21 protein-coding genes and 1 pseudogene are annotated in these 23300 nt (G+C 72.8%); 11 read left to right on the forward strand and 11 right to left on the reverse strand.

Annotation, left to right across the window (positions count from 1 at the left end):
* Nucleotides 1-8: 8 nt before the first annotated feature.
* Both IC605_RS15655 and IC605_RS15660 read right to left on the reverse strand, forming a co-directional pair.
* The gene (locus IC605_RS15655) at nucleotides 9-1154 is read right to left on the reverse strand and encodes a heparan-alpha-glucosaminide N-acetyltransferase domain-containing protein (protein WP_246580913.1); all 1146 of its coding nucleotides are present in this window, start codon (nucleotides 1152-1154) and stop codon (nucleotides 9-11) included.
* A gap of 168 nt (nucleotides 1155-1322) precedes the next feature.
* Nucleotides 1323-2417: an AI-2E family transporter gene (locus tag IC605_RS15660; RefSeq protein ID WP_246580914.1), complete on the reverse strand. Its 1095-nt coding sequence runs from the start codon at nucleotides 2415-2417 to the stop codon at nucleotides 1323-1325.
* A gap of 1034 nt (nucleotides 2418-3451) precedes the next feature.
* On the opposite strand from IC605_RS15660, the gene IC605_RS15665 reads away from it, so the two are divergent.
* The 4 genes from IC605_RS15665 to cydB are packed head-to-tail and all read left to right on the forward strand — an operon-like array spanning nucleotide 3452 to nucleotide 9139.
* Nucleotides 3452-5092, forward strand: coding sequence for an ABC transporter ATP-binding protein/permease (locus IC605_RS15665; RefSeq protein ID WP_216326198.1), 1641 nt, complete (start codon nucleotides 3452-3454; stop codon nucleotides 5090-5092).
* On the forward strand, nucleotides 5089-6687 hold the full coding sequence (locus IC605_RS15670; RefSeq protein ID WP_216326199.1) for an amino acid ABC transporter ATP-binding/permease protein: 1599 nt from the start codon (nucleotides 5089-5091) through the stop codon (nucleotides 6685-6687). The genes IC605_RS15665 and IC605_RS15670 overlap by 4 nt, the downstream gene beginning before the upstream one ends.
* Complete coding sequence (locus IC605_RS15675; RefSeq protein WP_216326201.1) at nucleotides 6684-8099, forward strand: cytochrome ubiquinol oxidase subunit I; 1416 nt, start codon at nucleotides 6684-6686, stop codon at nucleotides 8097-8099. Before IC605_RS15670 ends, IC605_RS15675 begins: the two co-directional genes overlap by 4 nt.
* Nucleotides 8096-9139 (forward strand): cytochrome d ubiquinol oxidase subunit II, encoded by a 1044-nt coding sequence (gene cydB, locus IC605_RS15680; protein ID WP_216326203.1) that lies wholly within the window; start codon nucleotides 8096-8098, stop codon nucleotides 9137-9139. The genes IC605_RS15675 and cydB overlap by 4 nt, the downstream gene beginning before the upstream one ends.
* 59 nt (nucleotides 9140-9198) lie before the next feature.
* Here cydB and IC605_RS15685 read toward each other — a convergent pair whose 3' ends face one another.
* Nucleotides 9199-9411 carry a hypothetical protein gene (locus tag IC605_RS15685; RefSeq protein ID WP_216326205.1) on the reverse strand — a complete coding sequence of 71 codons (213 nt, stop codon included), beginning with the start codon at nucleotides 9409-9411 and terminating at the stop codon, nucleotides 9199-9201.
* Between the two features lie 197 nt (nucleotides 9412-9608).
* Here IC605_RS15685 and IC605_RS15690 point away from each other — a divergent pair, with 197 nt between their 5' ends.
* Genes IC605_RS15690 through arsB form a run of 3 tightly spaced genes read left to right on the forward strand, consistent with a single transcriptional unit; the run spans nucleotide 9609 to nucleotide 12333 of the window.
* Nucleotides 9609-10265, forward strand: a complete 657-nt coding sequence (locus IC605_RS15690) for an ABC transporter ATP-binding protein (RefSeq protein WP_216326207.1) — start codon at nucleotides 9609-9611, stop codon at nucleotides 10263-10265.
* A 2-nt stretch (nucleotides 10266-10267) separates the two neighbouring features.
* Nucleotides 10268-11059 carry an ABC transporter permease gene (locus tag IC605_RS15695; RefSeq protein WP_343216634.1) on the forward strand — a complete coding sequence of 264 codons (792 nt, stop codon included), beginning with the start codon at nucleotides 10268-10270 and terminating at the stop codon, nucleotides 11057-11059.
* Nucleotides 11056-12333 (forward strand): arsenical efflux pump membrane protein ArsB, encoded by a 1278-nt coding sequence (gene arsB / locus IC605_RS15700; RefSeq protein WP_216326211.1) that lies wholly within the window; start codon nucleotides 11056-11058, stop codon nucleotides 12331-12333. Before IC605_RS15695 ends, arsB begins: the two co-directional genes overlap by 4 nt.
* On the opposite strand, the gene IC605_RS15705 is transcribed toward arsB, so the two are convergent.
* The 8 genes and pseudogenes from IC605_RS15705 to IC605_RS15735 form a co-directional block, all read right to left on the reverse strand.
* Nucleotides 12260-13192 carry a ferritin-like domain-containing protein gene (locus tag IC605_RS15705; protein ID WP_216326214.1) on the reverse strand — a complete coding sequence of 311 codons (933 nt, stop codon included), beginning with the start codon at nucleotides 13190-13192 and terminating at the stop codon, nucleotides 12260-12262. The two genes, arsB and IC605_RS15705, sit on opposite strands and share 74 nt — an antisense overlap.
* Before the next feature lie 82 nt (nucleotides 13193-13274).
* Nucleotides 13275-13931 carry a DJ-1/PfpI family protein gene (locus IC605_RS25160; protein ID WP_343216636.1) on the reverse strand — a complete coding sequence of 219 codons (657 nt, stop codon included), beginning with the start codon at nucleotides 13929-13931 and terminating at the stop codon, nucleotides 13275-13277.
* Between the two features lie 73 nt (nucleotides 13932-14004).
* Nucleotides 14005-15504 (reverse strand): annotated as a pseudogene (locus IC605_RS25165) (catalase); the annotation flags it as partial.
* Between the two features lie 98 nt (nucleotides 15505-15602).
* The gene (locus IC605_RS15715; protein WP_216326220.1) at nucleotides 15603-16022 is read right to left on the reverse strand and encodes a hypothetical protein; all 420 of its coding nucleotides are present in this window, start codon (nucleotides 16020-16022) and stop codon (nucleotides 15603-15605) included.
* A 27-nt stretch (nucleotides 16023-16049) separates the two neighbouring features.
* Complete coding sequence (locus IC605_RS15720) at nucleotides 16050-16553, reverse strand: hypothetical protein (protein ID WP_216326222.1); 504 nt, start codon at nucleotides 16551-16553, stop codon at nucleotides 16050-16052.
* A gap of 142 nt (nucleotides 16554-16695) precedes the next feature.
* Complete coding sequence (locus tag IC605_RS15725; protein ID WP_216326225.1) at nucleotides 16696-17193, reverse strand: VIT1/CCC1 transporter family protein; 498 nt, start codon at nucleotides 17191-17193, stop codon at nucleotides 16696-16698.
* A gap of 62 nt (nucleotides 17194-17255) precedes the next feature.
* Nucleotides 17256-18566 (reverse strand): sensor histidine kinase, encoded by a 1311-nt coding sequence (locus IC605_RS15730; protein ID WP_216326227.1) that lies wholly within the window; start codon nucleotides 18564-18566, stop codon nucleotides 17256-17258.
* The gene (locus IC605_RS15735; RefSeq protein WP_216326229.1) at nucleotides 18563-19222 is read right to left on the reverse strand and encodes a response regulator transcription factor; all 660 of its coding nucleotides are present in this window, start codon (nucleotides 19220-19222) and stop codon (nucleotides 18563-18565) included. The genes IC605_RS15730 and IC605_RS15735 overlap by 4 nt, the downstream gene beginning before the upstream one ends.
* Nucleotides 19223-19435: 213 nt before the next feature.
* On the opposite strand from IC605_RS15735, the gene IC605_RS15740 reads away from it, so the two are divergent.
* The 4 genes from IC605_RS15740 to IC605_RS15755 all read left to right on the forward strand — a co-directional run bounded on the left by IC605_RS15740 (nucleotide 19436) and on the right by IC605_RS15755 (nucleotide 23285).
* Nucleotides 19436-20149 (forward strand): Dps family protein, encoded by a 714-nt coding sequence (locus IC605_RS15740; RefSeq protein WP_216326232.1) that lies wholly within the window; start codon nucleotides 19436-19438, stop codon nucleotides 20147-20149.
* A 151-nt stretch (nucleotides 20150-20300) separates the two neighbouring features.
* A complete protein-coding gene (locus tag IC605_RS15745; protein WP_216326235.1) occupies nucleotides 20301-21437 on the forward strand; it encodes a type III polyketide synthase in 1137 nt (378 codons plus the stop codon).
* 17 nt (nucleotides 21438-21454) lie between these two features.
* Nucleotides 21455-22153, forward strand: a complete 699-nt coding sequence (locus IC605_RS15750) for a class I SAM-dependent methyltransferase (RefSeq protein ID WP_216326238.1) — start codon at nucleotides 21455-21457, stop codon at nucleotides 22151-22153.
* On the forward strand, nucleotides 22146-23285 hold the full coding sequence (locus IC605_RS15755; protein ID WP_216326240.1) for an FAD-dependent oxidoreductase: 1140 nt from the start codon (nucleotides 22146-22148) through the stop codon (nucleotides 23283-23285). Before IC605_RS15750 ends, IC605_RS15755 begins: the two co-directional genes overlap by 8 nt.
* The last annotated feature ends 15 nt before the right edge of the window (nucleotides 23286-23300 follow it).

Raw genomic sequence — 23300 nt, forward strand, 5'->3', positions numbered from 1 at the left:
CGGGTGGCTCAGAGTTTCCAGATCAGCCCGCGCCGGGCCAGCCAGACGAGGCCCAGCCACACGGCCAGGACGTAGCCCAGGGTGTAGGTCCAGCCTCCCCAGAGCCCGCCCAACTGCTGGCGGGCGAGGGTCAGCAGGGCGCCCTGCATGGGCTGAGAGGTCCCCCCCCAGGTGACCGTGAGGCCCTGCAAGACCCAGACCTTGACGAGGATGGGCAGCACGTAGGCCGCAAGGGCGTTGCGCCCGGGGATGGTGAGGGGCGCGAGCAGCCGCGCGCCCCCCGGCAGGCGGCCAGCGTCGCCGGTCAAGTACATCGCCAGCAGCCCGAGGGTCCCGAGCCCCGCGGCGTACAGCAGGTAGGGCGGCGTCCACAGCGCCTTGCTCAGAGGCAACGAACCGCTGGCGGCCCAGGCGTACCCGGCGGCGCTCCAGGCCAGGCCCAGCCCCAGGAGTGTGGCGGGGGCGCTCGCCCGCCTCGCTTGCAGGGGCCGCGCGGCGAGGCTGCCCAGCAGCACCAGGGCGGTCGCCGGCACGACGGACGGCAGCCCCCGCAGGCCCAGCGGGGTGAGCCAGGCATTCACGGCCTGCACGGGGTGGGCGGTCTCTCCCAGGACGCCCCGCCCGGCCGCGTGAGGCATCCAGAGCAGGAAAGCGGCGTACGCGCCCAGCAGGGCGGCGGCGGCGAGGGCTTGCCAGCGGACCCGCCAGCCCTCCAGCAGCGCCGCGAGGAAGGTGGACAGGGCGATCAGTTGCAACACGCCCAGCCCCAGCATGAACTGCCCCCCGGTCACGCTGGTGACGAAGGCCCCCACGAGGTAGAGCAGGGCCGCGCGGCCCGCCAGCCGCCGGACGCGCGCGAACCCGGTGAGGTCCGAGCGGCGCATGGCCGCACCGGCGAACGGCAGGGCGGCACCGGCGCAGAAGAGGAACCAGGGAAACACCAGGTCGGTGAGGGTCACCCCGCCGAACGGTGCGTGCTGGAGTTGGGCGGGCGTCTGGCCGCCCACGGCGACGTTGTTGACGAGCAGCATCAGGAGGACCGTGAGGCCCCGCCAGGCGTCGAGGGCCAGCAGCCGGGTGGAGCGCACTGTGACCGGGAGGTCCAGGGAAGGTGGTGCGGAGGCCGCCCGGGTGGCCCAGGACATCGGTCGCATGGGTCCAGTCTTCGCCCTCACCGTTAAATCCGGGTATAGCCGCGTGGCAGGGGCTGGAACAGCGTGTGGCTGCGGGCGCAGGAGGTGACGCCCGCCCGGGGAGAGACCACCTCCGGCTCCCCCTGGTCCTGGCGGTGTCTCCTCCCACGGACCCTCCGTGCGCCGCGCTCAGGGCCCTCCCTGGTACAGGCGGCTGGGGTAGTAGTACCTCGCCAGCAGCAGTTTCCCGAGGGCCGCCAGGGGGACGGCCACCAGCGCCCCCACCAGGCCCAGCAGATGCAGCCCCACCAGGATGCTCAGGGCGACGGTGACGGGATGGAGGTTGGTGGACCGGCCGAGGATCAGGGGCGAGAGCACATGGCCCTCCAACTGGTTGCCGAGCAGGAAGACCCCTACGACCAGCACGAGCTTGAGCCACCCCAGCGGCGAGGCGAGGAGCAGCGCGGGGACGAGCGCGATGATCACGCCCAGGTACGGCACGAGGTTGAAGACCCCCGCCAGAAAGCCCAGCGCGAGCGCGGACGGCACGCCGATCAGCGCGAGGCCCAGGGCGACCAGGCTCCCGATGGCGAGGGCGATCACCACTTGCCCGCGCACGTACCCGCCCACCGACTGCTCCACGCCGCGCGACAGGTCGAGCGCCAGCGGCTGCCAGGAGCGCGGCAGCAGGCTCAGCAGGGTGTGGCCGATCTTCTCGTAGTCGGCCATCATGTACACGCTCAGGATCAGGACGGCCACGGTCTCCGCGAGGGTGCTCGCCACCCCGAACAGCCGTCCCAGCAGCGGGCCGCCCGGGGCGAGCAGACCTTGCAGGAACGGCAGCGTGTCCCGCGACAGCAGGGCCGTGCTGCTGGTGATCAGGGTGGTGAGCTGGGCGCGCAGGCCGGCGGTCCAGGGCAGGTTCGGGCGCGCGGCCAGCCAGCCGTCCACGAAACGGCTGACATCCTGGGCGACCGCCGGCAGGCGGCCCACGAGGTCGATGAGCTGCGTCCCGACGGCCACCAGGAGCGAGGACGCCAGCGCCGCGAGCGCGAGCGCGATCAGGAGCACCACACCGACGCCCACGCCACGCCGCAGGTGACGGCGCTCCAGCCAGGTCAGCAGCGGGTGGGAGAGATAGGCGATCAGGTAGGCGGTCAGGCCCACCGTGAGCACGGGCGCCAGGTCGCGGGCCAGCCAGAGCGCCAGGGCGATCACTCCGAGAAACACGGACGCGCGCACATAGGGATTGCGCCACACGAGCGCGAAAGCGTTGCCGGACAAGGGTGAGCCTCCTTCAGGGGCGCCGCACGGACCTGGTTGAATGAGGATCAGGTCACTCGGCGGGAAGAGCGGAAGCGGTGGGCCCCGGACGTCGGGTCGGCGCCCAGAATGCTTAGGGTCTCCAGCCACCCCTCCCGAAAGCGGACCGGATGCCCGGCTTTTCACGATGCTCCGAAGGCCAACCTGTCACTGGTCAACCCGGGCTGATCCCCGAGGCCGAAAGACCCCCCACCTCTACACGCGGAAGGTAAAGGCCCGGTATGGCGAGGCCCGACACGGGCAGGGGTCGTGAACTCGCGCACTCCGTCCCCGCCCAAGGTGCCGGGAAGACCCGTCGTTCATCCCCCGTCGCCGGGGTGAAGGGGTGGCCGCTCCGTTCCACCCCAGGAGGCGGCTGCCGTCCGGTCAGGTCCTGCGGTCGCAACGTCCATTTCTATACCGGGGCTTTACCCCCGGGGCTCATCCTCGACCCATGACCGTCCTGACCCCTCGGCGTTCGTCTTTCTGGACGCGCCCACCACGCCGAGCCCCGGGCATCTGGCGGCGTCCCGGCACGCCGGGGAGAGTGTGCATTCCCGGCGTCACGCTGGCCCGGCTCGCCCGTTGCGCCGCGGCAAATGTCCCTGGACCTGCGCGCCCCCGCCGTCCCAGGGACGTCCGGAGGTGTGCCCCGAGTCGACCCGGGCTTCCGGTCTCCTCCCACCACCTCATGCGGACCGGACGGGTTGGCGACCGCCCTCACCCGCAAGCCGGTAGGCCGAGCACCGCGTGTGGTCCGGCACGCGGAGTCCCCGTCATGGCGACGGGTGCCTCCAGGGTGAGGCGGCACGGCACCCCGGACGGAGCGGGTGAGCGCCGTGCCTGACCATAGGGGAGGAACCACTTCCGACCTGGAGACATGGATTGGCCGACGGAAGCAGACACCAGCGCGGCGTTCACCTCGCTCAATGGGGAAGGTGGGACGTCCGTCCCCTGCGACCAGGGATGCCTGGCTCTGGCGCAGCCGCCCAATTCGGCGCAGGCTCGGTGACAAGATGACGACGAAGCCCCGCCGCACCCGGAGTCTCCTGCTTGGGCCTGCCAGCCTTCGCCGCGAGCTGGCCGTGTCCGGCGTGCTGAGTGTGCTGGGCCTGCTCGCCACCGCCGCCGCGTTCGTGCTGACGGCCCGCGTGATCGCCGCCGGGCTCTTGCAGGGGCAATCGCCTGGGCCCAGCACCGTCGTGACCGTCGCGGCGCTGCTGCTGGCGCGTGCCGGGGCGGGCGCCGCCCGGGAACGCCTGGGGACCCGGCTCGCGGCCCGATTGATCGGGACCTGGCGCACACGGCTGAGCGAGGCATCTCTCAGGCTCGGGCCGGTGGCGCTTGCGGACACGCGGGGCGCGGACCTCGCCACGCTCGACGCGGAACTCGGCGCGCGGCTGACGCCCTACTACGCGCGGTACCTGCCCGGCGCCGTGCACGCGGCCCTCGCCTTCGCGGTGGTCCTGGGCGTCACCGCGTGGCTCGATCCCGCCACAGCGGGGGTGCTGCTCGTCACCGGACCGCTCACGGTGGTGTTCCTGGCGCTGGTGGGGCTCGCCACGGGCGCGGCCACCGAGCGGCAGTGGCTCGCCCACACCCGCCTCTCCGCGCGGCTGCTGACCCTGGTCCGCCACCTGCCCACCCTGCACGCCTTCGGCGCGGTCGCGCCCTACCGCGACGTCCTGGCCCGCTCGGCCCGCCAGCACCGCGAGGCCACCCTGGGCGTGCTGCGGGTCGCGTTCCTGAGCGGTTTCGTGATGGACTTCGCCGCGACCCTCGCCACCGCCCTGGTGGCCGTGTGGATCGGCGTGCGGCTGTTCGGCGGAAGTGCCGAGCTCGCCCCCACCCTCGCGGCCCTGATGCTCGTCCCGGAGTTCTTCGGCCCGCTGCGGCAACTCGGCACGGACCGGCACGCGGCGCTGGACGCCGGGCCCGTCGCCGCCCGGTTACAGGAGCTGCTCACCCGACCGCTGGCCCCCTCCGGGGAAGGGAGGGTCCCGGTCGGCGTCCCCCACCTGAGCCTGAATGGGGCGCACGCGGACCTGCCCACGCCCACCGCGCCGGTGAGCGCGGAACTCCCGCCGGGGACCCTCGCCGCACTGCGCGGTCCCAGCGGCAGCGGCAAGACCACGCTGTTGCACGCCCTGCGCAAGCACGTCCCACACCTGGGCAGCATCCGGGTGGACGGCACGCCGCTCGACGACCTCCGCGCGCCCGACTGGCAGGCCCGGGTGGCGTTCGTGCCTCAACACCCGCGGTTGATCGCGGGCAGCGCGCGGGACAACCTGCGCCTCGCCGCCCCGGACGCCCCCGATGCCGAACTGGAGCGCGTCTCAGAGGCGGTGGGCTTGAGTGACGTGCTGCACGCGCTGCCCGCTGGATTCGACACGCCGCTCGGCGAGGGCGGCGCGCTGCTCTCGGGCGGCGAGACCGCGCGCCTCGCCCTGGCCCGCGCCCTGCTCTCCGGCGCCGACGTGATCCTGCTCGACGAGGTGAGCGCGCACCTCGACCCGCAGAGCGAGGCGGAACTGTACGCGGTGATCGGACGCGCCTTCGCGGGGCGGACGGTGCTGCTCGCCACCCACCGCGCGGTCCCACCCGGCTGGCGGGAGATTCTCCTGGGCGCGCCCATGTCCCCGGCGGTGGCCGCGTGAGGGGCGCGCTGGCGCTCGGGGTCCTGACCGCCCTGGCCGGGGTGGGGCTGGCGGCCAGTTCGGGCCTGCTGATCTCCCGGGCCGCCCTGCGCCCCGAGGTGTTCCTGAGCCTGCTCCTGCTCGTGACCACCGTGCGCGCCCTGGGGCTGGGCCGCGCCGCCCTGCGCTACGCCGAGCGCCTCGCCGGGCACGCGGCGGCCCTGGAAGGCGGGGAGCGGGTACGGCTGCGGCTGTTCGACACGCTGGCCCGCTTCGGGCGCGACCTGCTGGCCTACGAGCGCGGCGGCGACCTGCTCGCCCGCTCGGGTGCGGACATCGACGCCCGGCAGTTCTTCACCCTGCGGGTCAGCCTGCCGCTGGGGGCCTTCGTGGGCGTGCTGGTCGCCCTGGGCGGCTGGCTCGCGTGGCTGGACCCGGGCCTGGCGCTGCTCGCGCCGCTCCCCCTGCTGGGGGCGGCCCTGGTGGTGCTGCATGGGCGGGGACGCGCCGCGCTGCTCGCCCGGGAGGACACTCACCTGACACGCGAGCACGCGGCCCGGCTGCTCGACGCCCTCTCGGCCAGCGGGGACGGCGGCGGGAACCACCACGGCCCCGAACTCGCGCGCCTCACGGCCCGGCTCGAACACGCCTCACTGGAGACCGGGCGCCTGGCGTGGCGGGTCACCCTGGCCCGCGAGCTGGGGTTCGCGGTCGCGGTGAGCGGCGTCTTGTGGCGAGGTGCGGCGCTCGTGCAATCGGGCCACCTGAACGGCGCGCTGCTGGCGGCGGTGGTGCTGGGCGTTGCCGCCGCCTTCGACGCCGCGGGACCTCTGGCGGCCGTGCCACTGGCCCACGCCGCCGACGTGGCGGCCAGGGAGCGCACGGCCGCGCTGGAGGCGCTGACCCCGGGTGTGGTCACACCGCCTATGCCACGGGCCGTCCCACCCGGGCCGCTCGCGCTCGAACTCCGGGGCGTCACCGTCCGGCGCCGCGGGCGGACCGTGCTGGATGACATGTCGCTGCGCCTGCGCGCCGGGGAGAGCCTGGGCATCTCAGGGCCCAGCGGCGGCGGCAAGACCACCCTGATGCGGCTGCTGACCCGGGACCTCGACCCGGACGCGGGGCAGGTCACCCTGAACGGGGCGGACCTGCGCGACCTCGACCTCGCCACGCTGCGCTCCCGGATCAGCCTGCACGAGCAGGACGCGCCGCTCCTCGACGGCACCCTGCGCGAGAACCTGCGGCTCGGCGACCACCACGCCACGGACCCCCGGCTGCGCGGCCTGCTGGACGACCTGGGACTCACCCACCTGGATTTGGACACCTGGGTGGGCGAGGGGGGCACCCGGCTCTCGGGCGGCGAGCGGGCCCGGGTGAGCCTCGCCCGCGCGCTGCTGGGGCCGGGCGACCTGCTGCTGCTCGACGAGCCCACCGCCCACCTCGACGCCGCCACCGAGGCGCGCGTGCTGCGGGTCATCGGGCGCGAGCGCGCCGGGCGGGCCCTCCTGATCGTCACCCACCGGGCCGCGCCCCTCGCCCTGACCGGGCGCCACCTCACGCTGCGCGGCGGACACCTGCACGAAGGGGCGTCCGTTCCCGAAAGGACCGCCGTATGAACGAGCTTTTCGGCTTCTCCACGCTGGACCTCTCGCGCTTCCAGTTCGCGACGACCAGCATCTTCCACTACTTCTTCGTGCCCTTCACGGTGGGCTTCGCGCTGATCATCGCCGTCCTCCAGACGCTGGCCTACCGCAGCCACGATCCCAAGCTGGAGAACCTCACCCGCTTCTTCGGGCACCTGTTCTTCATCAACTTCGCGGTGGGCGTCGTCACCGGGATCGTGCAGGAGTTCCAGTTCGGCATGAACTGGCAGGGCTTTTCCAACTTCGTGGGCAACATCTTCGGCGTGCCGCTGGCGCTGGAGGTGCTGATGGCCTTTTTCCTGGAGAGCACCTTCCTGGGCCTGTGGTGGTTCGGCAAGGACCGGCTGCCCGCCTGGGCGTCCCTCGCCAGCATCTGGATCGTCGCGCTGGGCACCACCGTCAGCGCCTTCTGGATCATCCTCGCCAACGCCTGGATGCAGCACCCGGTCGGGTACGCCATCAAGAACGGCCGCGCAGTCATGACCGACGCCTGGGCCATCGTGACCAACCCCAAGGCGCTGGAATGGTTCGCCCACCTCTGGTCGGGTGGCCTCACGGTCGCCGCGTTCTTCGTGCTGGCTGTCAGCGCCTACCACCTGCGCCGGAAGCACAACGTGCCCGCCTTCCGGGTGAGTTTCAAAGTCGCGCTGCTCACCGCACTGATCGGCTCGCTGGGCGTGATCGCCGCCGGGCACGTCCAGGGCCAGAGCGCGGTGCGCGACCAGCCCATGAAGTACGCGGCCTTCAGCGCCCTGTGGGACACGCCGACCGGCGCCCAGATGCCCGAGAGCCTCGTGGCGCTGCCCAGCAACGGCGCGCGCGCCAACCGCTTCGAGGTCACGGTCCCGTACGTCGGCTCGTTCCTGGCCTTCAACAACCTCTCCGGCAAGGCGAAGGGGCTCAACGACCTGCAAAAGGAGTACGCGGCGAAGTACGGGCCGGGCAACTACCTGCCGTGGGTGTGGCCGGTGTACTGGGCCTTCCGCGTGATGGTGGGCCTGGGTGGCCTGATGCTGCTCGTCAGCGCCTACTACACCTGGCGCTGGCGGCAGGGCCGGCTCGACGACCCGGGCCGCCTCTACCCGCTGCTGCTGGTGATGCCGCTCGCACCCCATCTGGCGAACTTCAGCGGCTGGGTCGCCACCGAGATGGGCCGCCAGCCCTGGATCGTGCAGGGCCTGCTGCGGACGGCCGACGCGGTGAGCGGTCTGACCCCGCAGACGGTGCTCGTCTCGCTCACGGCCTTCTGGGTCGTGTACCTGACCCTGATCGGCCTGGACGTCTTCCTGCTCACCCGGACGGCCCGCGCCGGGATGCACGAGCCCGAGGTGGAGACGCCCTCGGTGCCCGCCCCGAACTACCTGCCCGAAGGAGCCGCGCCGTGACCGCCGACCTGCCCACCGTCTGGTTCGCGCTGACCGCCCTGACCTTCACGATCTATTTCTTCCTGGACGGCTTCGACTTCGGGGTCGGCATCCTGCAACCCTTCCTCGCGCGCAATGAGGCGCAGCGCCGCGCATTGATCGGCACGGTCGGTCCCTTCTGGGCGGCGAACGAGGTGTGGGTGATCCTGGCCGCCAGCGTGATCTTCGCGGCGTTCCCGCTGTGGTACGGGGCGCTGCTGACGGCCCTGTACCCGCTGTTCGCCCTGATCCTGCTGGCGCTGATCGGGCGGGGCGTGGCCTTCGAGTACCGCTCGGAGGTCGATCACGTCCGCTGGAGGCTCTTCTGGGACGCCACGTCCTTTGTCACCAACCTGCTGCCCGCCTTCCTGTGGGGCGTGATCATGTCCAACATGGTTCGCGGCTTGCCGCTGGGGGTCGGCGGCCGCTTCGAGGGCCACGTGCTGGGCGCCTTCGACCTCTTCACGGTGCTGGGCGGGCTGGCCACCCTGAGCCTGTTCGTGCTGCACGGCGCGACGTACCTGCTGCTGCGGCTGCACCGGGGCAGCACGCTGTACCTGCGGGCCCGGCGCGCGGCCCTGCTGTGGGGCGCGGCCGCGACTGTGCTGGTCCTCGCCTTCGTGTACGTGGGCTTCGTGCGCTCCGGGGTGTTCAACTCGCTGGGGCTGTCCCAGTGGCTCTTCCCGGCGGCGGCGGCCCTGAACCTCGGCCTGGTGTGGCTGGCCCTGACCCTCAGGCGCGACGGGCTCGCCTTCGCGGCCACCGGGCTGACCATCGTCTTCTCGACGGCGACCATCTTCCTGAGCCTGTACCCGAACGTGCTGCCGAGCACCCTGGGGGAGGCGTACACCCTGACGGTCCGCAACAGCGCGAGTGAGCCCTACACGCTGCGGCTGCTCTCCTGGGTGAGCCTGATCTTTCTCCCCCTGATCATCGGCTACCAGGGCTGGAACTACTACGTGTTCCGGCAGCGCGTGCAGGAGCGCGATCAGGCCATCCCCGGCGGCGGTTCGGGGGACTGACGTCGGAGCGGCCTGCGGCCATGAAGGTGTCGGGGCGCGAGCCCGGGGGTCCCATCCACTCACAAGGGTTGAGGCGAGTCCATCCTGGGCACGGCGGCCGAGCGCTCGAAGAGACCGCACACCCCGCTGCGGTCCCCCTCGTGGTAGTCCAGGAGGGCGACGGGGGCGGTGGTGCCGGGCTTGAGGCCCTCGGCTTGAAGCTGGGCGGCGGTCGCCAGACCTGCGGGAAACGTGTTGACGTACCGGGGAATGCGGGGCGAGGGCTTGGCCATGAGGTTCCGGCTCCCATCCTGACAGAGGTCAAGGTGAGCTGCGGGAGAGTGGATGCGCACCGATGTGAAGGTGAACCGAGCCCAGGGCGAGGTGCGGCGGTTGACCGTCGCGGCCAGCCTGCGACCGGAGGCGTCTCGGGCTGTCCCCGGGCCGGTCGTCTCCCCGGCTCGGTGTTGCGATCGGCGTGGGGCGGCTGATGGCCCTGCTGTCGGCGTCGGGCCTGCGGCGCACGGTGGAGGGCCGCACGCTCTGGCAGGACCTGAGTCTGGACGTGGACGCGGGGGAAAGCGTGGCCGTCGTGGGGCCGTCGGGCTCGGGAAAGAGTCTGCTGCTGCGCGCCCTCGCCGGGCTGGACGTGCTGGAGGGCGGCGAGATCACGCTGGAGGGCCGGGCGCAGGCGGGGTGGCCGATGCCCCGGTACCGCTCACACGTCATCTACCTGCCCCAGCGGCCCGCCCTGGACGGCGGCACCGTCCTCGACCACCTGCGGCGGCCCTTCACCCTGGCCGTGCACCGCCACCGCACGTTCCATCCCGGTGAGGCGGAGGCGTTGCTCGGGGCCTTCGGGCGGGACGGGGCCTTCCTGCGGCTGGACGCGGCCACCCTCTCGGGGGGCGAGGGGCAGCTCGTGGCCCTCACCCGCGCGCTCCTGCTCGGTCCCACCGTGCTGCTGCTCGACGAGGCGACCGCCTCCCTCGACCCGGACACCGCCCGCCTCGCGGAGCGCGCGCTGCTGGGCTGGCTGCGCGGGGCCGCGCGGCGCGCGCTGGTCTGGGTCAGCCACGATCCCGCCCAACGGGCCCGGGTCACCTCGCGCGAAGTTCTCCTCCAGCCCCGGTCGGTGACGCCCTGAGCGTGCCGATCAGCGCCGGTCAACTCGCCCTGGCGGCCGCGCTGCTGCTGGTGAACGTCGTGCTGTCGGTGCGGCTGCGCCTCGGGCTGGAGCGGGACGTGCTGGTGGCGGGGGCGCGGATGGTCGCGCAGCTTCTCGCGGTGGGGCTGATCCTGGGGTGGGTCTTCGCCCTGCGCTCCCCGCTGCCCGTCGTGGGGATCGGGCTGGTCATGACCGTCTTGGCCGGGCAGGCGGCGGTGGGCCGGAGCCGCGAGCGCTACGCGCGGGTGTACCTGGACGCCTTCCTCGCGGTGTTCGGCAGCTCGTTTCTGCTGACGGGGCTGGCCCTTTCCGGCCTCCTGCGGGTCCACCCGTGGTTCGAGCCGCAGGACGCGATCCCCATCCTGGGGATGGTGCTGGGCAACACCCTGACCGGGGTGGCCCTGTCGCTGGACCGCTTCACCGGGGACCTGCGCGCCCGCCGCCCGCAGATCGAGGAGCTGCTGGCGCTGGGCGCGACCCGCTGGGAGGCCGCCCACGCGGAGGTCGCCGCCGCCGTGCGGACCGGCATGATCCCGGTGCTGAGCAGCATGGCCGTCATGGGCATCGTGAGCCTGCCCGGCATGATAACCGGGCAGATCCTGGCGGGCGCCCCGCCGGGCACGGCGGGGCGCTACCAGATCGTGATCATGTTCATCCTCGCGGCGAGTTCGGCGCTGGGGAGCCTGGCCGTGGTGCTGCTCGCGTACCGCTCGCTCTTCGACGCGCGGGACCGGTTGAGGGTCGAGCGGCTGCACGCCCGGGGGCGGCGGTGAGCGCCCTGCTGGTGTTCCTCGTAACGGTCGCCCTGGTGGTGTGGCAGCCCCGCGGCCTGAAACCCGCCTGGACCGCGCTGGGCGGGGCCGCCCTCGGCCTGCTGCTGGGCGCGGTCCGGCCCGCCGACATCCCGGCGGTCTGGCACGCGACCTGGAACGCCACGCTCACCCTGGTCGGGTTGATCGTGATGAGCCTGCTGCTCGACGAGGCGGGCTTCTTCCGCTGGGCGGCGCTGCACCTCGCGCGCTGGGGACGCGGGCGCGGCGTGGTCCTCTTCGTGCTGCTGATCGTGTTCACCGCCTTGGTCGCGGCCCTGTTCGCCAACGACGGCGCCGTCCTGATCCTCACGCCCGTCGCCCTCGAACTCGCCGGGGTCCTCGCGCTGTCCCGGGCGGCCACGCTGGCCTTCGCCTTCGCCGTGGGGTTCGTGGTGGACGCCACCAGCCTGCCCCTGCCGGTCTCGAACCTGGTGAACATCGTCGTGGCCGACGCCTTCCACCTGAGCTTCGCGCGGTACGCGGGGGTGATGGTGCCGGTGAACGCGGCGGCGCTGCTCGTGTGCCTCGCGGTCCTGCTGCTCGTGTACCGCCGCGCCCTGCCGGGCCGCTACGACCTGACGGCCCTGCCTTCCCCGGGGAGCGCCCTGCGCTCACGCGGCCTGTTTCTCGCCGGGTGGACCGTGCTGCCGCTGCTGCTCGCCGGGTACTTCCTGGCGGGCCCGCTCGGCGTGCCGCTCGGCGCCATCACGACCCTGGGGGCCGCCGCGCTGTGGCTCGCCGCGGGCCGCTCGCGCCAGGTGTCGAGCCGCGCGGTGCTGGGGCACGCCCCCTGGGACGTGGTGGTGTTCGCGCTCTCGATGTACCTGGTGGTGTACGGGCTGCGCGGCGCCAGGTTCACCGTCGGGTACGGGGACCTGGTGGCGGGCGCGGCGGGGCACGGCACCCTGGCGGGCGTGCTGGCTGCGGGGAGTAGCGTGGCGGCGCTGAGCGCCCTGATGAACAGCCTCCCGGCGGTGTTGTTCGCGCTGCTCGGGGTGCAGGGGGCCGCCCTGACCCCACACCTGCGGGAGGGCCTGGCCTTCGCGCTGATCGTGGGCGCGGACATCGGGCCCAAGCTCACGCCCACCGGGAGCCTCGCCACGTTGCTGTGGCTGTTTCTGCTGGGGCGGCGCGGGGTGAGGGTGAGTTGGGGGGAGTATTTCAGGGCCGGGATCGTGCTGACCCCACCCGTCCTGCTCGCGGCGCTGCTGGCGCTCGCGGCCTTCCTGCGCTGAACAGGCTCAACGGGACCTCCGGGCCCTGTGGGGTGGGCCACCCGCATTCGACCCCCTGAACCCTCCCCGAGGGTGTTCGCCGTGTGGACAAGGGGCGGTGAGGGTTGGCGGCCCCGTCATCCCCGCCCACGTGGGGAGGGGGTGTACGTCCGCGCGAATGGCCGCCCGGGTGTGGCGGCGCGCTGCCCCAGGACCAGGCGCAGTTGCTCGGCCTGCGGCAGCGCGACCGGCCCGAGGGCCCCCGGTCCACCCCGCAGGAAGGGGGCCAGGGCGGGACCCGGCGAAAGCTCGCGGCGGGCAACGTGAGGTCGCCCGGTCCCAGCCCCGCGAGCTGTGACAGCAGCGTGAGGTGCTGGGCCTCGCTCGCCCCGAGTTGCGCGGCTGTCGCCGCCAGTTCGGGCTGGCCCTGCTGCGCAAACTGGTGGGTGGCCGCCAGGTACGCGCCGGTGAAGACCGCCTCCAGGTGCAGGGCGGTGTCCGCGAAGACGCCAGCATCCGGCAGCAGCTCCCGGGGCAGGTAGAAGCGGGACGCGAGCGGCGCGGCGCCCAGGGACCGCAGCACCTCCAGGCGGTGCGCCTCGGCGTCCAGCACGGCCCGCAGATGTTCGGCGGTGTCCCCGTCCATGCGGAAGGTGGCCGTGGTCAGGGCCTGGTGGTAGAGGGTGACGGCCAGCGCCTCGGCGGTCGCCGCGAGGTCGAGGACGGCGGCGTGGTCGAGGGTTCCGGTGCTGGACCGGTCCTGGCCGAACGCCTGACCGAACCCGGTGAGGGCGAGGGTGCCCGCCAGGCCGCGCAGAAAGCCGCGCCTGGTGCGCTCATTGCTGGTGGTGGGTTCGGTGGTGCCGGTCTGCTCGTTCATGGGGAGAACTCCGGGGAGGGCGCAGGGGGAGGAATGACGTGGGCCGCGCGCAGGAAAGCTTTCCCCGCGCGGCCCCCCAGACTTACGCCGGAACCTGCCCAACGTTCGGGCGGCCCCAGTAGCGGTGGTGCCCCAGCGCGGTGACGAAGGCCGTCAGGGCCGCCGGGGTGCCGCCGTTCTGGCCGACGACGATGCCGTATTCGGCGAGCCTCTGCGCGCCCGCCCCGCTGGCGAGGCGCATCCCGCCCACCTCGGACAGGTTCTGCACGGCGTCCGGTCGGCCCGCTGGCGCCTGAGCCGCCCCCGCCGCCGGACCCGCGATGGCGCGCAGCAGCCGCCCGATCTCGGACGCGGTGAGCAGCTCGGTCCCCTCCCCGAGCGCCCCGATGGGCTTGGCGTGCTTGTACGCCTGCGCCACGAAGTTGTGGGCGTCTCCCAGGCCGATCAAGGTCTGGATGCTGGCCGCGCCGCCCGGCACCAGCACGGCGTCGTACAGCACCGGGTCGGTGTTGGCGAGGGTCTTGTTCGCCACCACGCCCTCCGCGAGCGCCCCCAGGTGCGGCCCGACGATGTCGGCCATCGCGCCCGCGTCCGTCAGGGCCCCCTTCACCGCCGCCACCTGCGCGGCGTTCACGCCCTCGGCGGCCAGAATCGCTCGTCGGCGTGGTCGCCGCCGCCAGGACCGCCATCTCGGCGGCGGAGTCGGCGGTGCCCCCGGGCCTGGCCGTGCCGCCCACACGGGGCCTCTCGCCCAGCGCGCGGGCCACCTGCGCGGCGAGCACCTCGTTGATTCTCTCCAGGTGGCCGAGCATCCGCAGGCGGATGTCGCGCGTCTCGACCTTGCTCAGCTCGAACTGGAGGGACTTCGTGATGTGCTCCTTTTCCACCGGCGTCATCGAGTTCCAGAAGAGCCGCGCCTGCCCGTAGTGGTCCCCGAAGCTCTCCGCGCGGGCCCGCACCTTGGGGCCGGACACCCGCTCGGGGGAGCTCACGTACCCGCCGCGCGCCTGCGGGACCTCGGCGGGCTTGTTGCCCCCCAGGGTATTGGGCTCGTACGACACCCTCCCCCGGTTGACGGTCTGGCGCATGTGGCCGTCGCGCTGGTTGTTCGCCACGCGGTTCACCGGGCGGTTGATGGGCAGCTCGGGCCAGTTGGGCGAACCCAGGCGGGAGAGCTGGGTGTCGAGGTAACTGAAGTTGCGGCCCTGGAGCAGCGGGTCGTCGCTGAAGTCGATGCCCGGCACGATGTTGGTCGTCATGAAGGCGACCTGCTCGGTCTCCGCGAAGTAGTTGTCGGGGTTGCGGTTCAACACCATCCGCCCCACCCGCTGCACCGGCACGAGGTCCTCGGGCACGATCTTGGTGGCGTCGAGCACGTCGAAGTCCCACCCCTCGGCCTGCGCCTCGGTGAAGACCTGGACGCCCAGCTCCCACTCGAAGGGTTGCCCGGCCTCGATGGACTCCCACATCGTGCGGCGGTGGAAGTCGGGGTCCTTGCCCGCGATCTTCTGCGCCTCGTCCCACACCAGCGAATGCACGCCGAGCAGGGGTTTCCAGTGGAACTTGACGAGGTGCGCGTGCCCCTGCGCGTTCACCAGGCGGAAGGTGTGGACGCCGAAGCCCTCCATCATGGCAAAGGAGCGGGGGATGGCGCGGTCGCTGTGGACCCACATCAGCATGTGCATCGACTCGGGCGTCAGCGAGATGAAGTCGTAAAAGGTGTCGTGCGCGCTGGCCGCCTGCGGAATCTCGTTGTGCGGCTCGGGTTTGACCGAGTGGATCAGGTCGGGGAACTTGATCGCGTCCTGGATGAAGAAGACCGGAATATTGTTGCCCACCAGGTCCCAGTTGCCCTCACCCGTGTAGAACTTGACCGCGAAGCCGCGCACGTCGCGCGCCGTGTCCGCCGAGCCGCGCGAGCCCGCCACCGTCGAGAAGCGCGCGAACACCGGGGTCTGCACCCCGACCTCGGTGAGGACCTTCGCGGTGGTGTAGGCCGAGAGGGACTTGTCGAGCTGGAAGTAGCCGTGTGCCCCGGCGCCGCGCGCGTGGACCACCCGCTCGGGGATGCGCTCGTGGTCGAAGTGGTGGAGCTTCTCGCGGAAGAGGAAGTCCTCCATCAGGGTGGGACCGCGCACCCCGGCCCGCAGCGAGTTCTGGTCGTCGCTGACGGCGTGCCCCATGTTGTCGGTGAGGCGGGCACCGGGGCTGGCCGTGTTCGCGCTGAGGTCCTGGGCCTTGGTCTGCTCATCGAGCTTGCTGGCCGTGTCGTCGAGGGAGAGGGGCGGGGAGAGCTTGCGGTTCTGGGCCATGAGAGGACCTGCCTTTCCTGGAGGACGGCGAAAGGGCGAAGGAACGGGGCTTGAGTGGGTTTTCCCGCGCCGGGCTTTTCCGGGGAGGTGCGCCGGCGTCAGGGGCGTGGGTCAACACCGCGCGCAGGTCCTGGCGCGGTGACGGCGGCCAGGGGGTCCGGTCGGCGCAGCCGCGAGAGGGCGAGCCCCACGAACGCGGCCTCCACGATCAGCGCGAAGACGCCGCTGGGCTCGGCCCAGTTGCCGATGTCGCCGGTGGCCCCGGGCAGGCCGGTGCTGCGCGTGAGGACGTACCCCGCGATGGCGCCCAGCGAGATCAGCGCGCCCAGGGCGTACCCGGCCCGGGCCCGCTCGGTGAACAGCCACGCCCCCGACGCCGCGCACCCGGCGACGAGCAGGATGTACAGCCAGCCCAGGTACGGCGTCTCGCCGAGCTTGCCGGGGATGTCCTTGTAGTGAATCCAGGCGACGGCGGCGAGCAGCATCAGACCGAGCCAGTGACGGGCGGCGTGCGACATGGTGTTCCTCCTGGGGAGTCAGCCGGGTCAGCGGGCCTGCGGCTGGGAGAGGGTGGTGACGGGGGCGGACGGGTCGGCCTCGCGGCGGTACAGCGCGAGCCCTAGCAGCAGGCCCAGCCCGCTCATCGCCAGGGGCGCGCTGACGGGGGCCGGGCCGTTGAGCCAGTTGGCGCGCGGGGCGGGCAGCCCCAGCACCCCGGGCTCGCCGGGGCGCGCCTCGGGGGAGGTTCCGAGCGCCCCGGCGCGTCCCTCGCGCCGCAGCTCGGGGTTCTTGCCCGTGTGCTCCAGCGCGCCGTAGACGCCCGTGACCAGCAGCAGCGCGGCGGCGGCGCGGAGCAGCAGGCGCGACCAGGCCCGGTCGGTCCCGAGGAAGAGCGCCGCCGCCACCACGCCGACGGCGATGGACGCGAACGGGATGAGCTGCGAGGGGCCGTACCAGTGGCCGACGGCCGCGAGTTCCGCTGCGAGACCGAGCAGCCCGAGGAGGCCGAGGACGACGAGGGCTTTGCGCAGGGTGAGCACGTGGGTCATGGGAGGTCTCCTGCCGAGACGGTGAGGCGCGTTCGGCCCCGGTTCAGTGGGCGCCAGGAATGTTGGGCGGGTGTAAGGACGCGGGCTTCATGAAACCGGGACCAAGGCCAGCCTGGGGGGAGGGGCACGGCACGCCTGTCGCTCAGGGGCGGGCGCCGAGGGTCCCCAGCCACACCCCGACGCCGAACACGACCCCACCGCCCACGATCACCTGCACGACGGTCTGGGCGAGCGGCGAGCGCATGTAGTGCCAGCGGATATAGGCGATGACCAGCAGTTCGACCAGCACGACGGCGTAGGCGAGGCTGAGGGCGACGCGCAGGTCGGGCAACAGGAAGGGCAGGGTGTGCAGCATCCCGCCGAGGATGGTGGCGACCCCGGTGATCGCGCCGCGCGCGAGGGGGGTGCCGCGCCCCGAGACGACGCCGTCGTCGCTGAGCGCCTCGGCCAGCCCCATGCTGATGCCCGCCCCCACCGAGGCGGCCAGGCCCACGAAAAAGGCGTCGACGGGTCTGCCCGTCAGCCCCGCCGTGGCGAACAGCGGCGCGAGGGTGCTGACCGAGCCGTCCATCAGGCCCAGCAGGGCGGGTTGAATCTTCTGGAGCACGAACGTCTGGTCGTGAGGGGAGGCCTGTGACATGCCCCTTATTGAGAAGGATTCCTGTTACGTGGGTGCAAGAAATGTGGAGTGAGCTGCCCAGATTAATCGGGTCTGGCAGGAGGGAAGTCCACCGCGACGCGCAGGCCCCCGGGCTCGCCGTTCTCGAAGCGCAGGGTGGCCCCGTGCGTCTGCGCCACGCGCTGCACGATGGCGAGCCCCAGCCCGTTGCCGTCCCCACCGCGGGCGGTGTTCACCTGATAGAAGGGCTCGGCCAGGTGCGGGAGGGCCGTCTCGGGCACGCCCGGGCCCGCGTCCTGCACCGTCAGGCGCACGTGGTCTGCCTCACCGCCCACGTTCACCCGCATGTCGGCGCCCTGCCCGTACCGCAGGCCGTTCCCGATCAGGTTCTCGACGAGGTGGGTGAGCAGCGCCTCGTCGCCGATCACCGTGGCGTCGCCCCGGGTCTCGAAGTCCAACCGCACGTCGGGTGCCGCCTCGCGCGCCCGGTCCACCGCCTCGCCGGCCACCCGGGCGAGGTCCACCGGCAGGAGTTGCACCGCCCGCACGCCCCGGGCGAGCAGCAACAGGTGTTCGGTGAGCCGGCGCATCCGCTCCACGTCGGCGAGCGCCTCGGCCATGTCCTCGCGCAGCTCGGCCTCAGAGCGCGGCCCGGCGAGCGAGCCTTGCAGCCGCATCTTGAGCGCCGCGAGGGGGGAGCGCAGGTCGTGGGCGGCGGCCCGGGTGAACTCCTCCTCCCGCTCGCGGACATCCGCGAGTTGCGCGAAGGACGTTTGCAGGGTCCCGGCCAGCCGCCCGACTTCGTCGTTGCGCCCTGCCCCGGGCAGGGGGGTCCGCAGGTCCCCCCGCTGCCCCAGCCGCGCGGCCGCCTCCTGCAAGCGGGCCACCGGGCGCAGCAGCCGTCCCGCCAGGAGGAAGCTCAGCAGGGCCACCAGCGCCGCCGCGGTCGGCACGGTGACCGCCAGCGCCCGCAGGTAGGCGCGCAGCGGGTTGACGACCCCCAGCACGTCGCTGGCCAGTTGGGCCGTGGCCGCTCCCCCGCGCAGGGTCACCGTGGCGATGAGCACGTCGTGCCCCGCGCGCGGCGCGTAGCCGGGCGGCAGGTCGGCCGGGATGGGCGGGAAGTTCTCCGTGACCGCCACCACCTGCCCGCCCTGCAGGACCCGCACGTCCACGTTGCGCGGGAGCGTCGTGATCTCGAGCGGCGGGGACGTCCCGGACCGGGGCCGCGCCGCCAGCTCCTGCTCCAGGCGCGGGATCAGCATTTCCAGGCGCTCGTACTCCGCCACGGCCAGAAAGGAGCGCAGGGCGAGAAACTGCACCGCCGCGACCACCAGGACCACCACGGCGGTCTGGAGGGCGACCCCCAGGGCGAGCCGGGTGCGGATGGTCATGGCACCCGGTACCCCAGCCCACGCGAACTCACGAGCACGTCGGCCGTCAGCTTGCGCCGCAGGTAGCTCACGTACACGTCCACCACCCGCGCCTCGCCCCCGAAGTCCGGACCCCAGACCCGCGCGAGCAGTTCCTCCCGGGTGAACCAGCGCCCCTTCGAGAGCACCAGCGTCTCGAGCAGGGCGTACTCGCGCGCCGTGAAGCCCACCACCTGTCCCTGCCACCACACCTGGCGGTGCCGGGCGTCCAGGAGACCCGCCCCACCGCCGAACTCGACCCGCGCGCTGCGCGCCCCCTCGCCGCGCCGCACAATCGCCCGCAGGGTGGCGAGCAACTCGGGCAGCTCGAAGGGCTTGACCAGGTAGGCGTCGCCGCCCAGGTCCAGGCCGTCCACCCGGTCGTGCAGGGCGCCCCGGGCGGTGAGAAACACGATGGGCACCTCGGCGCCCTCCGCCCGCAGGGTGCGGGCCAGCTCGAACCCGTCGAGGCCCGGGAGCATCACGTCGAGCAGCAGGGCGTCGTAGCCCCCCGAGCGCGCCTGGGTCAGCCCACGCACGCCGTCCGGCTCCACCTTGACCTCGTGGCCCGCGTCGGAGAGCGCCCGCGCGGTCGGGAGCGCGATGCGCGGGTCGTCCTCCACTAGCAGCAGCCGCACGCTCAGCGCCCCCGGGGGGGAGCACAGGACATCCAGGGGCCGCCGGGCAGGGTCATGCCGCCACGGTAGGCGTTCCAGATCAAAGGGGCGTAAGAACGGCACGTGAGGGGAGCTTAAGAAAGCGTTGAGGACCTGCCCTTTCTTGCACCCGTCTAACCGCGCCTGCCTACCTTCACGGCGGTTGTGTCGCCCCAACCCCACCCAGGAGCCCTCATGAAACACCTGATCCTCCTCTCCGCCCTCCTCCTTCCCTCGGCCCTCGCGGGCGGGGCGGGCGCCCAGAGCGCCGGTGCCGGTGTGCCATCCACCAACGTGAATGCGCCCGCGCCCACCACCGGGCAGCCCACCGCGCAGAACACGGGCACGGCCTCGCCCCTGCCCTACAACCGCGCATCCGGCCTGCCCGCTGCTGGCACCGAGGACCTGAAAAAGAGCGTGCAGGCGCTGCAAAATACCCTGACCGAGCTTCAGGCCCTGCAACTCCAGACCAAGCAGGCGCACTGGAACGTGTCGGGCACCCTGTGGTACACCCTGCACGAACTCCTTCAGGAGCATTACGAGGGCATCAGCAAGTACGCGGACGACGTGGCCGAGCGCCAGCTCTCGGTGGGGGCGTCGAGCGACGGGCGGGCGATCACCATCGTTGCCGCCTCGCGCCTGCCGGAGATTCAGGCGGGTTTCATGGACGACAGCCAGGTGATCCAGTTCTTCACCTACCAGTACGAGACGGTGGGGCAGCGCATCCATCAGCGCATCGGCGACGTGGAAAAGGTGGACCCCACGACGGCGAACCTGCTGCAGGAGGTGGAGCACAGCATCGAGAAAGACCAGTGGCAGATGCGCGCCTTCCTTCAGAACACGCCGCGCGACCCCAACAGCGGCTTCGACCTCAACAACAACCAGCCCGTGCCCCTGCGTGGGAAATAAGGGAACGGGCACGACCCGGGGGGGGCCCGCCCGGCCCTCCTTCCTTCCCGCGGAGCAGGAGGCCAGCGCACTGGGGAAGTTCCCTCCAGCGCGCCCCCGCTCCTTCACCCGGCGGAAGGAACCGCGTCAGCCTGTCCCCCTACCCTGACCTATGCCTGTCTATCTACACGCCATCGCGTCCGCCGTCCCGGAGACCGCCTACCCTCAGTCGGTCATCCGGGACGTGATCGGGTCGCAGCCCGAACTGGGCCGACTGGGGCAGCGGCTCACCACCTCCATCTTCAACGCCTCGGGGATCGACCAAAGGCACAGCGTCGTGCGGGACTTCCTGGGCCCGGCGGGTGACCCCCCGGGCCTCTTCTACGACCCCGGCACGGGCCGGATGCTCACGCCCGGCACGGGGGCGCGCAACGACTTCTACGTGCCCCACGCCACCGAGCTGTTCGTGCGGGCGGCCAGAACGGCGCTGGAGGCCGCCCCCCACCTGGGCGCGGCCGACATCACGCACGTCGTCACGGTGTCCTGCACGGGTTTTTTCGCCCCGGGCCCCGACTACGCCCTCGTGCGGGCGCTGGGGCTGCCCGCCTCCACGCACCGCTTTCACGTGGGCTTCATGGGGTGTTACGCGGCCTTTCCCGCCCTGAAGATGGCCCAGGCCTTTTGCGAGGCAGACCCGGGGGCGACCGTGCTGGTGGTCTGCGCGGAGCTGTGCACCATCCACATGCACTCGGCCGACGACCCCGACACGTTGATCGCCAACTCGGTGTTCGCGGACGGGGCGGCCGCCGCGCTGGTGAGCGCCCGGCCGCCCGTGCCCGGCACGCCCGCGCTGCGTCTCGACCGTTTCGAGACCACCCTCACGCCCCCCGGCGTGGGCGAGGCCGACATGGCGTGGACGGTGGGCGACCAGGGCTACGACATGGTGCTAAGCACCTACGTCCCCGACATCATCGAGTCTCACATCGGGGGGGCCCTCGCGCCGCTGCTGGGGCAGCCCGAGGGGCCGGGGGACGCCGCGCACCGGGGCGTCGAGCGCTGGGCCGTCCACCCGGGCGGGAGAAGCATCCTCGACCGGGTGCAGGGCGCGCTCGCCCTGAGCGACGAGCAGATGCGCCCCTCGCGCGAGGTGTTGCGCCGCTACGGCAACATGAGCAGCGCCACCGTGCTGTTCATCCTGGAAGACCTGCTGCGCGGGGCCGGGGACGAGGAGCGGGTGTGCGCGATGGCCTTTGGCCCCGGCCTGACCGTGGAGTCGGCCCTGATGACCCGGCTGTGTGGGCTCGACTGATGGGGGAGGCCCGGCGGATGCGCCCCGACCTGACCCGACGCGACCCCACCCTGCGCGAGCGGATGGACGACCCGGCCTGCGACCCCGGCACCCTGCGCCGCACCTACGCCCAGTTCGGCGCCGTGAATGCCCTCGTGGCGGGCTGGCGGCAGGTGTACCGGCGCGAACTGCGGCCGCACCTGCCCCCGGGCCGGACGCTGAGCCTGCTCGACATCGGCTGCGGCGGGGGCGACGTGGCGCGGGGCCTGGCGGACTGGGCGCGGCGGGACGGGCGGCGGCTGCGTGTGACTGCCATCGACGCCGACGAGCGCGCGATCCGGTACGCCGTGGCCCGTCCCGCCCACCCCGACGTGACCTACCGGCGGGCGCTGAGCGGCGACCTCGTGCGCGAGGGCCAGGGCTTCGACTTCGTGATCTCCAACCACCTGTTGCACCACCTGACGGACCCGGAGTTGGGCACCCTGCTGCGCGACAGCGAGCGCCTGGGCCGGGTGCGGGTGGTCCACAGCGACCTCGCCCGCCACCCCCTCGCGTACCGGGCCTTCAGCGCGGGGGCGCGGCTCTTTCAGGGTTCGTTCATCCGGGAGGACGGGCTGCTCTCGATCCGGCGCAGCCACACGGTGCGGGAACTTGCGGCGCTCGCGCCACCGGGCTGGCAGGTCCGGCCCCTCGTTCCCTTCCGCCTCCTGCTGACCCACGCGGGACCGCATGCTTGACGTGCTGGTCGTGGGGGGCGGACCGGTCGGCCTGTTCCTGGGGTGCCTGCTCGCCCGGCGGGAACTGAGCGTCGCGGTTCTGGAGCGCCGCCCGGCGAGGAGCGGCCACTCGCGTGCCGTCGGCATCCACCCGCCTGCCCTGGCGGCCTTCGAGGAGGTGGGCCTGACCACCCCCCTGCTCGCCGCCGGGGCGCCCATCACCGGCGGGGTCGTGCTCGGGCGGGGCGGAGTGATCGGCGAGCTGAGCTTCCGCGCCGCCTCGCCGCGTTACCCCTTTATCCTCTCGCTGCCCCAGCGGGACACCGAGCGGGTGCTGGAGGAGCGGCTGGCCCACCTCGCCCCGGGTGCGCTGCGGCGGGGAGTCGAGGTCGTGGGGCTGCGGGACGAGGGCGGGCACGTCTCGGTCGCCTGCCGGGAGGGGGAGCGCGAGGAACTCCTCCGGGCCCGCCTCGTCGTGGGGGCGGACGGCACCCGCAGCACGGTCCGGGGCCTCGCGGGCATCGGCTTCCCGGGCGCCCCCTACCCGGACACCTACCTGATGGGCGACTTCCCGGACACGACCGCCTTCGGGCCGCGGGCGGCGATCTCTCTGATGGAGGACGGCGTGGTGGAGTCCTTTCCCCTGCCCGGGGAACAGCGGCGCTGGGTCGTCCATACGGAGACGCTGCGGGACGACGCGCGGGCGCAGGACCTCGCCGCCCTGGTGCGCGGACGGACGGGGCTGCACCTGCCCGCCGGGGACTGCACCATGCTCAGCGCCTTCGGGGTGCGCCACCACCTGGCCGACCGGATGGTGGCGGGCCGGGTGCATCTGATCGGCGACGCGGCGCACGAGGTCAGCCCCATCGGCGGGCAGGGCATGAACCTGGGCTGGCTGGACGCCGCCGCGCTCGCGCCGCTGCTGGGGAGGGCCGTGGGGGGCGCTCCCGGAGCCGGCGCCGCCCTCCTGCGCTACGAGCGGGCCCGCCTGCGCTCGGCCCGACTCGCCACCCGGCAGGCCGAGTTCAACATGGCCTTCGGACGCCCGGCCCGGGGCCCGGCGCGGCGGGTGCGGGACGCGGTGCTGCGCGGCCTCCTCTCGCCCCCCGTTCAACCCCTGCTGGCCCGCGCCTTCACCATGCGCTGGCTGTGAGACCCGCTCCGGGAG

The organism is Deinococcus aestuarii, from assembly GCF_018863415.1.
Lineage (GTDB): Bacteria > Deinococcota > Deinococci > Deinococcales > Deinococcaceae > Deinococcus > Deinococcus aestuarii.